Genomic DNA, 12199 nt, shown 5'->3' on the forward strand with positions numbered 1-12199 from the left:
ATGCACAGTACGCACAATATGCACAGCGTGCACTGTGATCCTTTCCTGTCTGGTCAGTATCGGCGGTAGTAAAAGGTTAAGGACGAAGAGAGGTATCTCACGCGTGGACACTACAGTTGAGTTTCGTATTGACGGTGAAGTCATCAATCCTGACGTTGAAAATCGTCCCATCCTAGTTGAGATTTTTAGCAATGCGCGCATAGCTAAAATGACTCTTCGCAGCCCTGAACGCCGTAATGCACTGAATGCGGATCTAAGCCGAGGCATTCAGTTAGCTGTAGAGAGAGTAGAACATGAGGGCTGCCGCAGTCTCGTCATTACAGGTACGGGGGAAGTATTTTGTGCTGGTGCAGATTTAACCGGCGGTGTTTTTTCCTCCGGATTCGCTAACCAAAACGTTGCAATGCTACGCACCATTGAACGATCGAAGCTCATCATTGTCGCTTATGTGAATGGTGCAGCTATCGGAGCTGGTGCACAGCTAGCAATGGCGTGTGATCTTCGTGTCGCTGATGCAGAAGCATATTTCGCTCTTCCCGTTGCGAAGATGGGTTTTGCACTGGACAATTGGACAGTCCGACGCCTTGAATCTTTAGTAGGTGGAGGCTTTGCCCGCACTATTCTCTACACTGGCGACCCATTCCATGCCCAAGAATCTGCTTCACATGGATTAGTCAACAAAATTGGTACTGTTGATGATGCTTTAGCGTGGGCACAAGAGATTGCTACATACGCGCCGCTTACCTTGCACCATCTCAAGTTGGTCTTTAACAATGATTCAGCACAGCAGCAACCAACTCCAATACAAGCTGCTGCCGCAAAGACGGCATGGATAAGTGAGGATCTTAAAGAAGCTCGTCGAGCTTTCGCAGAAGGACGCCGTCCACGTTTCCGCGGCATATAGAGACGCTGCCACATCAGTATAAATTCTTGTTGATGTCGTAACCGTTTTTACATAATTGTCAACGTACAGTGCATAACTCTAGAAACACATAATGGAGATGAGTATAGCGTTGGGGAGGTACCACAGTGGTACCTCCCCAACGCTATATATGTCATATATGGTTTGCTAAACCCACCCCGCCAGGGCACCGCTAGTCTCGGAATCGGGATATAGCGTGCTGAGTTGGGCCGGTCTGCTCTTCTTTAATCTTGTGAGCATCGTGGCGAGCAGCCGTATGGATAGCCTTCTTGGCAGCTCTATGAGCAGCTCGCATACCCAATATGGCCCGCTGCGTACGGCCTATAAGGTTACCGCGGTGGAACTGCGGATGGCGACGGTCATACAGCCATTCTGGATCGGTGAGCATACGGGCAATAGCGAGACCTGCACCAATACCAACAACAACGAGTGATGCATCCATGAGGTTACGGGATGCCAGGCCAATATCACCAGTATTGAGGAAGTAAATGAATCGGTACATTGATGTACCGGGGATCATAATGACGGAGCTTGGTACGGAAAGCGTAATGCGGGGAAGACGCATAGGTGGTGCAATAACAGAAGCAACAAGACCAATGAAGAGAGCACCAATGAAAGCTCCGAACTGTAGGGGAAGATCAAGCCCCACAATGCTGCGATCAATAAGAATGAACTTAATAAGGTTTCCGGTTGCACCGGTGGCAGCAGAGAGAAGAACCATTCGGTGGGAACAGTTGAAGAGTACAGCGAATCCGGAGATACCGACGAAAGACGCAACCCATACATAAAGTGGCCACCATTCGGCGCCGAACCTCACGACATAAGGATTACCAATTTGTGGAAGAGGCTGTAGACCAGTGGCCAGTGTAACGATCCACACTGCACCAGTAGCAGCAGCTAAAAGAGAAACAACATAGGTAAACCGCTGAATACCGGCGCTAAAATCGAGCTTCGCCAAATCTAAAAGGCTGGTGAACATGGGGAAGCCAGGAATAAGGAATAATACCGACGCCACAAAACCAGCACTCACTGGTGCAAAACCAGCATTGGCAGAGTTATAGATAAAACCTGGTACTAATTTCGCGGTGATGGATACACACACAAGGTAAATGAGTGAAGCAACGGTTGCGGAGAGAGCCGCTACACCCATTTGGTTCCAGCCACGACCGCTTAGATGACGGCGTGTCATCTGGCCGAGAGTTGCCCCGATGAGAACAAAAAGAAGTGCTTCAGGCGGGAATTTATTGAGAACCGCGAATGCTGCGCAAGCAAAACCGGAAGCTAGACCATTGGCCCACACTCCGTAGAGCGGCTTACCACCTTTGACAACATGATCAATACGATCATTGAGATCAGCATTGGTAATACCGTGAGAGATATCGCGGGAGATTCTTTCGAGTGCTTCAATACGAGAAGCATTAACGCCAATGGCAGGCGCTTCACTGACGAGAGTACGGCAGTCATCCTTGCCATACGCCGTGACGGTAACATTTGTGAGAGTCACAGAGGCATCAAAACGATCGATGCCTAGTGCGAAAGCGGCACGCTGCATAGCCCGTTTGACTCGATATCCACCTGTACCTGATGCCAGCAACAAGGAACCAAGACGAATAACAGTAGTGGTACGCTCTGCCAGCGTCGATGGGTCATCGGTTTTGTGCCGTTTCTCCATGGGTGCATCGATAGTTTCTGCTACTGCATCTTCGACGGCATTGTGTACTGTCGCAGCGATAACTGCAGAAGTATCGAGAAGATCATCAGGAGTCGCATTGTGCGCAGAATCTTGACTAGTCACATTCACATTATGACTGTTAGAGCGCTAAATGTGAATTTATAGGCCCCACCATTATCTGTAGAAATCAATTAGGCTAAAAGCATTAGTGAATTACACTGCTGGCTTTCCCCGAGAAAACACCTCTTTTTAGAGGTAAAAAGGCACCCATGACTGATCAGAAACTTTCCGCTGCTACTCTCGCCGCTATTCCCGACGGAGTGGAGCATACCCCAGCAGGAGGATTAACAGAGGCGCAAGTCCACGAGATACGTGCGGCAGGGAAAGGTAATGATCATCAGGTTCGCGCCGGGCGTAGTGTCGGAGAAATAATTCGGGCAAATGTATTTACCAGAATTAATGCCATGCTTGGTGTGCTGTTTGTCATTGTGCTGTGCACAGGTTCCATCATTAATGCTGCCTTCGGCCTTTTGATTATCGCGAACTCAGCTATTGGCATTATCCAAGAGATCCGGGCGAAACGAATGCTCGACAAGTTGTCAATAGTGGGGCAAACAAAACCAACTGTGCAGCGTCGCAGTACAGAGTCCTCTACTCAGTCCGCTGCAGATAGTCCTGCAGAGAGCAGCACAGACGATACACTGCAGCAAGAAAACTCTACGGCAGTGGAGATACCAGCTACGGATCTGGTCGAAGGGGATCTCATCGTCTTGTCTCCTGGTGAGCAGATTGTTGTCGATGGTGAAATACTTTCTGCACAAGCACTCGATGTGGATGAGTCTCTTCTTACGGGAGAGAACGATCCGGTTCATAAAGATTCTGGTGACGTTGTTCTTTCGGGGAGCTTTGTTGTCTCCGGTAGTGGGGTTTATCAGGCGACAAGAGTAGGAACTGATGCTTATGCAGCGAAACTTGCCGCCGAGGCATCACAGTTTAGCCTTACTAATTCTCAGCTCATGTCGGGGATCAATAAGATTCTTAAAGTTATTACGTGGTTGCTCATTCCCACTGGATTAGCGACTATTTATACTCAGCTTTGTCAAACAGGTAAGCCGTGGAAAGAGTCGGTGCTTTCTATGACTGCTGCATTAGTCCCTATGGTTCCAGAAGGACTGGTGCTGATGACGTCGATTGCTTTTTTCGTAGGTGTTATTCGGTTAGGGGAAAAACAGTGTCTTGTTCAGGAGCTCCCTGCTATTGAGGGGCTAGCCCGTGTTGATGTGGTGTGTACAGATAAAACTGGCACGTTAACGAATAACACTATGACGTTCAAAGAAATTATCCCTGTGGATACTGTCGCGGATGACAAAAAATTGGCAGATATGGCGCAGCAAGCGCTTATCGCTATGGCAGTGGGGGATGAGCACCCTAATGATTCAATGCGGGCTATTGCAGACTGGGCGAAGTCTCGTGATAACAATGCGGCAATGATATCCGAAGAATGGGTTCGCACTAGTTGTGTCCCATTTTCTTCAGATAAAAAATGGTCAGCAATGGGGTTTGGAAAACAGGGTGAATGGATGCTTGGAGCCCCTGATGTCCTTGCTCAACCCGGCTCACAAGCGGCTTCTACTGCTGACGAAGTTGGTTCTACCGGTATGCGGGTTCTGTTACTTGCTCGCTCCTCTAAGCCCGTAGAAGATTTGGCGCATACGCCAGCGGACGATTTTGTTTCTGCTGGCATTGTTACTCCAGCGGCTTTAGTTGTTCTACAGCAGTCGGTTCGTTCGGACGCTGCTGATACCCTCGACTATTTTCAGCATGAGGGTGTAGACGCCAAAGTTGTTTCTGGCGATAATGCGAATTCTGTGGGTGCAGTTGCACGAGAACTTAATATGGTTGCTGCTGATGCGCCTCTGGATGCCCGTTCACTTCCTAAAATTCCGGACAATAGTTATTCGGACAGTCGTGATAAGGAGAGGGGAAAAGAGCGGCGCAATGAGTACTCTCAAGAAACAGTAAAGTTTGCCAAAGATGTTGAAAGCCATACAGTTTTTGGACGGGTTACTCCCGAACAGAAACGTTTAATGGTGCAGGCACTGCAGCATAACGGACACACTGTCGCAATGACAGGTGATGGCGTTAACGACGTCTTAGCGCTTAAACATGCTGATATTGGGGTAGCTATGGGCTCGGGGGCATCAGCGGCCCGATCAGTGGCACAAATAGTCCTTCTAGATAACCGTTTTGCCACACTGCCATCTGTAGTAGGGGAGGGGCGTCGAGTTATCGGCAATATTGAGCGAGTAGCTAATCTCTTCCTCACTAAAACGGTTTATTCCGTACTATTGGCTCTTTTCGTCGTGTTTGCCAGTGTGCCGTTTCCTTTCCAACCTATCCATGTCACGATTACTGGCTGGTTCACAATTGGTATTCCCGCCTTCCTTCTATCGCTAGCACCTAATAATGCTCGTGCTAAAAGCCACTTTGTACAGCGTGTACTGTGGCTTGCAGTACCATCCGGAGTAATTATTAGTGCCGTTTCTTTCACTACATATATGGTGCTTCGTAGTGTCTACAAGGACGCTAATGGTGTCATCTCGGATACACTACAGACACAAATATCGACCGCTACTTTGTCGGCGCTTATCGTTACTGCTACATGGGTATTGTGCGTGGTTGCTCGGCCTTTGCAGTGGTGGAAAATCCTTCTGGTTGTATTATCAGCTGCGATGTACCCACTTATTTTCCTATGGCCCTTTACTGCTCATCTATTTTTCTTGGATGCAACTAATGGAGAGTTAATGAAGTGGGGATTGTTAGCAGGCGTCTGTGGGGCCATATTGGTAGAGATCTTCTGGTGGATAGCTGGAGTACTGAAAGGTGAGCGGCAGTTCGTGTGGGAACGAACGCATACACGTTTTGAGGAAGAGCAACATGCTCTTGACGTAAAAAAGGCGGCTCAAGAGCGTTCAGGTCATTAAAATTCAGATTGGTAATAACAGACTTATTGATTCGTCTATTAAAGTAGAAAACAACTGAGCCCCAGTAGCTCAGGGGATAGAGCACTTCTCTCCTAAAGAAGGTGTCGTAGGTTCGAATCCTATCTGGGGCACTTACATCCCCGTACCGGCATACGCTAGGACGAGAAGGTAGGGAATGGAACCAGCAGTCATTGCTCATATGGAAGAGAGGCTGGGCCGTATTCGCGGTTCTGTGCCGGGGTCTCGACATGCGCACTGGACTGTCGTATTTTCAGAAGTCCCCTCTCGTAAACTGTCGCGAATGCCAGTCTCGTATAAGGCTAAACGACTTGTATCCGTGTGGACGGTAGGCCTTAGTTTTGTCCCCCTAGTGTCTCCACAGACGCATCATAAGCTGCGTTTGGAATTATTTACGCTCTGCGATCCACAAGATCGTTTTGAGGCAGAGCGTGTTATGGGGGCAGTAGCGGAAGCTATTGATACTACAGCTACTCCGATACTCCGTGGGCAGGTTATTGGTCCATTACCGCCAGAGGCTGGTGTACACGCAGTGTATGCATCCATGCCGAAGATGTTTGATACAGATTTCCCCACATGTAATACCGAATACGGGCCTGTGGCAATGGTGTGGATTTTCCCCATTGGACCAAGTGAAGAGAAGTTCATTCTTAAAGAAGGATGGAAGAAGTTTGAGGAGAGACTTTTCCATCGTTTCGATATCGATCCATCAGACTGGGGACGTCTATCATCGTGTTAGCGTCAGAAGACGTAATGAGAAGTACAGATAAAAGGTAAGAAACTGAAATAACGTGTGCCCCAGTAATACTCAGTAGCATTACTGGGGCACACGGTTGTTGTGTCTTAGTGGGTGAAGAATTAGAAACCCATGCGGAACATCTTATTGGGGTAGAAGGGGTATGAATTACCAATAAGCTGGTAGTTCACATAGTTCCCGGACTTAGTACGGCCTAAAGTGACAACGAAAGGACGTAGGTAGGCGGGGCCTACACACCCTGCACTACGCAAGTGCATATTCGTTATACGAATAGTGTTCCAACCGGGGCTATACCGGACAAAGTAGAAAGGAACGATGGATGTCTGACCACCCGTAACATTCACAGAGAATGTACGAGTAACCTTGGTCTTTAGCTCCATTCTGCTGTCTTTTGTGCGGTAGTTAGTGAAAACACGTGGCAAGTCGAGAGTATCAACAACTTCCTTTGGTACTTCCGTCGCTGCCCATTTTGCTAGCTCAGCACAGCCGGGACCTTCGCTAGCACCACATTCTGCACCAGCAATTGCACCTTTGTAAGCAGTAATTGCTGTCTGTTTTAACCAGTCAGTAATGGGATAGGTACTTGCCTTGGACTTCCATTTTCCATTAACGACTATCTTCGTATTGTCATCGACAACAGTACGAACTTGGGGATTCCCTACTCCTTCGAAGCAACCGAATTGCACGCCTGCATAGTAGTAGGCAACTGCATAGGAAGGATCCACACGAGTGCTTACTTCCAGCGTGATGTCGCCATTTCGGTGTAATCCGAAGAGAGCAGAAGAATTATGAAAACCGCTGTTCCGAATAATGGACTGTACTTTGCCCTTCTCAGGGTTAATGAATGTCCGTTTCTGGTTGTCAAACCTAACGTGTCGTTGCAAGAAAGTTGGAAGTAAACCATCTATATCAACAGCGCGCGAGCTGACTCCATTCTGGAAAGCCGCTGGACCAACGAGTGATTCAGCTTGAGCAGCTGGCGCACTACTACAAAGAATTCCTGTAGTAACAGCCAGCGCTAAAGCTGCACGAGAACCGCGTCGAATAGTATAGCGAGGACGAGGAGTTATAGTCATGACAGGCTCTTCCCCTTAGGAGACGGTGTTCCGGCCGACGCAGAGGGCTTAGTAAGCGTCACAATAACGCGTCTAATGTACTTGTTAATTGGTCGCCACACCTTATTATGAATCTCTTTATGACGATTCCTATTATCGGTAGGAAGATCCGTCTGTGGGAGTAGCGTGGACATCCACCGTACAGCACCGTGAATAGTGAATTTAAGCCCTTCGATCTGTTGAGAACTCTGGTGCTTATTCTCCTGGTTGGCTTTTGCTCCAGCAGGATGTCCAACCGAAGCGAGTGCCTGTGTACTTGCGTCCTCAGCTTTTTCTCGTGACTTGTCACGAGGTGTTTTAGCTGCTGACTGTGCACTAGTGCCATCCTTTTTGCCGCTACTGGGTTCAGTAGTACGGTCTGGATTGACGCGAGAGGGGGTAAGAACTTTCGCTAGCATTTTCTTGCCAGCACTCATTCTTTTGGCACCTGGAGCCTTCTTAGGCTTACCAGCAGGAGTAGGTTGCTGTGCTTTAGCACCATTTTTAGATTTTGAGGTAGACGTTGGATCGCTACCAAGATTATCGACACCATCCTGGTATTCGACATACGAGCGTAGCGAAACGTTACCGGGGCACCCATCAACGAACAAGTGTACGTCACGAAGGTCTGCCCAGCTTGTACGATTACCGTGGAAAGAGAAGCTAGCCAGCGAAACCTTACTGATATGGCCAGGCCTTATGTTAACGCCAAAAGTAACATTCTTACTAAGAGTTATGTTCTTCGCGTAGCCGTGCCATAGTTTTGGCCGCAATAGATTGAGGCCAAAAGATTTGCCGGTCGTCTTAAAATCGGGAGTGCTATAGTCGCCTTCCCGCCCAAGGACAGGAATAAAGGGACTAATTTGTATGGGCACTGACACCTCTAGTTTGCCAGGTCGAGAAGCATCAATTTGGCAGCCCATAATGTAGCCCACTGCCAGTGTATGCGCGGAGCTCTCGGGGGCGCCCGTCACAGTAGCGAGTCCTTGTAAGCTCACTCGTACTTCATGCGTAAAAGCGTTGTGGTTTAACGGAGCAGTACGGTACAAGCGCTCATTCTTCTTCGCTAAAGTAACTTTTTCACCGTCCTCTGTGGTAACCGTACGCTGTACATCTGGAACGGAATAACTGTTGCGTGACTTCTTAATGGCAGTATCTGTCATAGTTTGACGAGATCCGCCTGAGTTATTCGTAGAGGATGCTGCGAAAGCAGAAGGACTGGTGGCGACACTTGTACACAGAAGGCTGGCAGCGAGGAGTAATGATAAAGAATTACGTTGCAGCATGGTCGTCCAATCAAGCAAGAAGAATGCGGATACAGTCAGTTGTTCTCACTACAAAAGGGGGCATTGTAAGAGTGAGAACGGTGCAACTAAACTGACCGTATCCGCTTGGCTTTTAGAAACGGGTGACCCTGCCCCACGTGGTGATCTTGGAATCTTCGATGGGAGCTTTAGTCCACAGAGTGACGAAGGAGCGCACAGAGGCGAATCCTAGGCAGCCATCAACATTGATAGGCTCTCCGACGTAGCGTAGAGCACCTTTATTGCCCTTAACGTCCTTTTCTGCAACGAGGAAAGTAATAATCTGTCCTGGTTTCAGGTTGAATTTTACATCCGGTCCCAGAGGAATCTCGAGGTTGTGCTTGGGGGTAAGAGTGGTGGTGTGACCGATACCGCTGATTTCGCCGCCGCCACCATCTGCGCTGCCTTCACCTTTAATGCCTGGCATGATGTTGATGGCGTGCTGTAGTTCACGGCTCGTGGTGAGTTTAGGAGCACCAAACTGAATCGTCTGTCCTTCAGAGACATCGATCATGCAGCCAAGCTGATAACCGATCATGATGTGGGCATCGACAGCCTTACCGGTGGCACCCTCAATGGTGGCAAGACCTTTAGTATCGAGGAAAGTCTGATGGGAAAGGATGGAGAGGTTATCCGGTAGCTTTACATCAAATTTTTCGTTCGTACGCTTGATGTTGAGAGTGAGGTTATCCTCGGTGGTAGTGGTGTAGTCAGCTCCAGCCTTACGAATCGGGATAGCGTTAGCTGTCGCGAAGGATGCACCGATAATGGTGATGGTGGCCAAGGTGGAGGCCGTAAAACGGCGAAGCTTCATGAAAACTCCTTGGGGTGAAGGTACAGGAAGTGAATGTCCGCCTCTTAGTAAACACTCACTTTTCAGAATAACAAAATAGGAAATGACATTTTTGTTGGAATTAAAAATACAAGAAATGTATTTTTGTTTCCATATCAATTTTTCTAGAAAATCCCTGCATTTCACTTATTTATTGTGTTCATATTTCGTTAATCATGACAGACATGCTCCATATGTTTTTTCGTTACGACAGTAGTGCGAATAACTGATTAAAAATGCCGTCGATGTTGTTATTAAGAATTATTTAGAAAATAAACTGAATTATTTGAATATATTGATTCTAACTATTTATTAGTCTGTGTGTATTCAGTAATTGCGTCAGTAGGCGCTTTTTTGGCAAGTACTAGTAAAAAAATGTTTTTAAATAAATCAAAAATATTTGTCAATTTTTATATAGATGAGTTTTTCGATTCAGATATCGGTGGCTGAACGGATCTTCCTTATCCTCATAAAGGCCTCATAAAAAGACTCTGCTGGATGTCGTCAACCGAATATCGTGCTCAACTACTTACTCAAAGAAACCCGATCATAAGTAAGAAAACGGTAGCGAATTCCGCTACTGGAAAGTTCCCACTGTGTAGCAGCAATCTCCTGCCAAATTTCTGAATCAAGCCGTGGTGCTGCGGCATCGCCCCCCGACATAATAAGATCTAGTTCCGTGATCTCACAGCGATGAGCAATCGGCATAAACTCATGGTAGACATGTGATCCACCAATAACCCAAAAGTCACCGTCGTGTGTCAATCCTTCAGCAGTTTCCAATGCTTCTAGAGGAGAGTGGGCTGTGATCGCTCCCTCGGCAGACCACTCTGTATTGCGGGTAAGGACAATATTATGACGACCCGGAAGAGGCTTGAAGCGTGGATTGAGGGAATCCCAGGTAGTACGACCCATCACCACTGGATCTGAACCAGTGATGTGCTTGAAGTGAGCCAAGTCCTCGGGTACGTGCCATGGCATAGTACCGTTCTTCCCAATCCATCCATTAGTGGACTGAGCCCAGATAAGACCGATCACTATTACACCGCCACGGGAGCTTTAATAGCCGGATGGTGCTGATAGTTGACGATAGTAATGTCGTCATACTGGTAGTCAAAAATACTGTCAGCCTTGTGTAATTCAAGCGTGGGATACGGATAAGGTGCTCGCGAAAGCTGTTCCGTTACCTGATCAATATGGTTGTTATAAATATGACAATCTCCACCTGTCCAGATGAAGTCTCCCACACCTAACCCAGCTTGCTGTGCCATCATATGGGTGAGTAGAGCATAGCTGGCGATATTGAAGGGGACACCTAGGAACAGATCTGCAGAGCGCTGGTACAGCTGACAGCTGAGTTTATTGTTTACGACATAAAACTGGAACAGAGTATGGCAAGGGTAAAGAGCCATGCGGGGTAAGTCAGACACGTTCCAGGCTGAAACAATATTACGGCGTGAGTCTGGATCAGTTCGTAAAAGTTCCAATGATGCGCTGATCTGGTCAAGAGTCTCGCCATTAGGTGTTGGCCAAGAACGCCACTGTGCTCCATAAATAGGGCCTAAATCGCCATTTTCGTCGGCCCATTCATTCCAGATAGAGACGCCATGCTCCTGCAGCCATTTCACATTGGTATTGCCCTGCAGGAACCATAACAACTCATAGACAACGGATTTCATGTGAACCCGCTTTGTCGTAATGAGGGGAAAACCATCGTCTAGGTGATAACGCAGCTGCGCCCCAAAAATACTCCGTGTACCGGTTCCTGTGCGATCCGCTTTAGGAGCACCATTATTGAGTACTTCGCGGAGTAAATCTTCGTAGGGCGTAGGGATCATTTGTTACTAGCCTCAAATTCGGCAACGGCCTTTAAGATATCTCCAGCAATTTCTTTACGACAAATAAGGAGGTCAGGAAGGTAGGTATCTTCCTGGTTATACACCAGTGGGGAACCATCTAGGCGTGAGCAATGGAGACCCGCTGCCAGAGCTACTCCCACCGGAGCGCAGGAATCCCATTCATACTGTCCACCAGAGTGAATATAAGCGTCAGCGTCTCCTAAAAGAACAGACATTCCCTTAGCGCCAGCAGAACCCATAGGATGCAATTCAGATCCCAGCGCATGCGCAACATAATCAGCACATGCCGGAGGGCGAGTACGAGAAATGACGATCCTCTTAGCATAGGGACCCTTTACCGCTCGTACATTAGACGTATGCCATACGCGGTTAAGGTCTGGCATAGCGACAGCCGCAACCACAGGCGTGCCATTCTCTACCATGGAGATATGAACGGCCCAATCGAGACGGCCATTGGAGAATTCTCGCGTGCCATCGAGCGGATCAATAATCCAGACACGATCTTTGGACAGGCGCTCTTCTACCTCATCGGGAGCTTCTTCCGAAAGCATGCCATCATCAGGGCGATGTGCAGCAAGGACGGACGCAATCCAATGCTGAGCAAGCTCATCGCCGGCAGCTCCAAGTTCATGCCCACGCAATAAACCGCCGGAACGGACACCTTTAAGAATAGCTCCAGCACCAGCAGCAATACGCTGTGCAAGAGTTGCATCATCAAGTTTGAGACTCATTGCTAATTCCTTCAGTAGCCTAATTC

General features: G+C 48.0%; 10 protein-coding genes and 1 tRNA gene. 4 read left to right on the forward strand and 7 right to left on the reverse strand.

Going from position 1 to position 12199, the window contains the following annotated elements:
- Positions 1–103: 103 nt before the first annotated feature.
- The gene (locus tag DI579_RS00085; protein ID WP_290599273.1) at positions 104–904 is read left to right on the forward strand and encodes an enoyl-CoA hydratase; all 801 of its coding nucleotides are present in this window, start codon (positions 104–106) and stop codon (positions 902–904) included.
- Between the two features lie 190 nt (positions 905–1094).
- Here DI579_RS00085 and DI579_RS00090 read toward each other — a convergent pair whose 3' ends face one another.
- Positions 1095–2717 carry a threonine/serine exporter ThrE family protein gene (locus DI579_RS00090; protein WP_290599274.1) on the reverse strand — a complete coding sequence of 541 codons (1623 nt, stop codon included), beginning with the start codon at positions 2715–2717 and terminating at the stop codon, positions 1095–1097.
- A gap of 146 nt (positions 2718–2863) precedes the next feature.
- Between DI579_RS00090 and DI579_RS00095 the strand changes: the two genes are divergently transcribed.
- The 3 genes from DI579_RS00095 to DI579_RS00105 all read left to right on the forward strand — a co-directional run bounded on the left by DI579_RS00095 (position 2864) and on the right by DI579_RS00105 (position 6335).
- On the forward strand, positions 2864–5578 hold the full coding sequence (locus DI579_RS00095) for an HAD-IC family P-type ATPase (protein WP_303678509.1): 2715 nt from the start codon (positions 2864–2866) through the stop codon (positions 5576–5578).
- 58 nt (positions 5579–5636) lie between these two features.
- A tRNA-Arg gene (locus tag DI579_RS00100) sits at positions 5637–5709 on the forward strand.
- Positions 5710–5753: 44 nt separating this feature from the next.
- Entirely contained in the window at positions 5754–6335 is a 582-nt protein-coding gene (locus DI579_RS00105) for a suppressor of fused domain protein (protein WP_290595627.1), read from the forward strand.
- A gap of 119 nt (positions 6336–6454) precedes the next feature.
- Here DI579_RS00105 and DI579_RS00110 read toward each other — a convergent pair whose 3' ends face one another.
- The 6 genes from DI579_RS00110 to DI579_RS00135 form a co-directional block, all read right to left on the reverse strand.
- Entirely contained in the window at positions 6455–7429 is a 975-nt protein-coding gene (locus tag DI579_RS00110; RefSeq protein WP_290595625.1) for a hypothetical protein, read from the reverse strand.
- Positions 7426–8733, reverse strand: coding sequence for an MspA family porin (locus tag DI579_RS00115; protein WP_303678511.1), 1308 nt, complete (start codon positions 8731–8733; stop codon positions 7426–7428). The genes DI579_RS00110 and DI579_RS00115 overlap by 4 nt, the downstream gene beginning before the upstream one ends.
- Before the next feature lie 112 nt (positions 8734–8845).
- A complete protein-coding gene (locus tag DI579_RS00120) occupies positions 8846–9565 on the reverse strand; it encodes an MspA family porin (protein WP_303678512.1) in 720 nt (239 codons plus the stop codon).
- Between the two features lie 543 nt (positions 9566–10108).
- Positions 10109–10621 carry a dihydrofolate reductase gene (locus DI579_RS00125; RefSeq protein WP_303678513.1) on the reverse strand — a complete coding sequence of 171 codons (513 nt, stop codon included), beginning with the start codon at positions 10619–10621 and terminating at the stop codon, positions 10109–10111.
- Between the two features lie 2 nt (positions 10622–10623).
- A complete protein-coding gene (locus DI579_RS00130) occupies positions 10624–11421 on the reverse strand; it encodes a thymidylate synthase (protein ID WP_303678514.1) in 798 nt (265 codons plus the stop codon).
- On the reverse strand, positions 11418–12173 hold the full coding sequence (locus DI579_RS00135) for a 3'(2'),5'-bisphosphate nucleotidase CysQ (RefSeq protein ID WP_303678515.1): 756 nt from the start codon (positions 12171–12173) through the stop codon (positions 11418–11420). The genes DI579_RS00130 and DI579_RS00135 overlap by 4 nt, the downstream gene beginning before the upstream one ends.
- Between the last annotated feature and the right edge of the window lie 26 nt (positions 12174–12199).

The organism is Lawsonella clevelandensis, assembly GCF_003241315.1.
Taxonomy (GTDB): domain Bacteria; phylum Actinomycetota; class Actinomycetes; order Mycobacteriales; family Mycobacteriaceae; genus Lawsonella; species Lawsonella clevelandensis_A.